Annotated in this window: 1 protein-coding gene; it reads left to right on the top strand. The window is 47.8% G+C overall.

Going from position 1 to position 251, the window contains the following annotated elements:
• Positions 1 to 251 (top strand): Ig-like domain-containing protein (locus P5674_RS26370; RefSeq protein WP_315670540.1); only part of this gene is annotated, 251 nt, incomplete at both ends.

The following is a 251-nucleotide window of genomic DNA, read 5'->3' as shown; positions in this document are numbered from 1 at the left end:
TTACCTCCCAGGTGGATTACTTTTTCAATACAGCCGCCCCCATTATTCCAGAAGATGGTCAGGTTGTGATTCCACCAGACGAAGACGAATCGCCTGTTATTCCAGAAGATGAACAACTGGAAAATCAACCCCCCACCGCTAACGATGATAACGCCACCGTCAAAACCGGAAACGCCGTTACCATTGATGTCCTCAATAACGATAGCGACCCTGATGGTGTTTTAATCCCAGATACCGTCACCGTAGTTGAC

It is taken from the genome of Limnospira sp. PMC 289.06 (assembly GCF_032350395.1).
Taxonomy (GTDB): Bacteria; Cyanobacteriota; Cyanobacteriia; order Cyanobacteriales; family Microcoleaceae; genus Limnospira; species Limnospira platensis.
The sequence above is the reverse complement of the archived record's forward strand: the minus strand, read 5'-3'. Positions and strand labels throughout refer to the sequence as shown.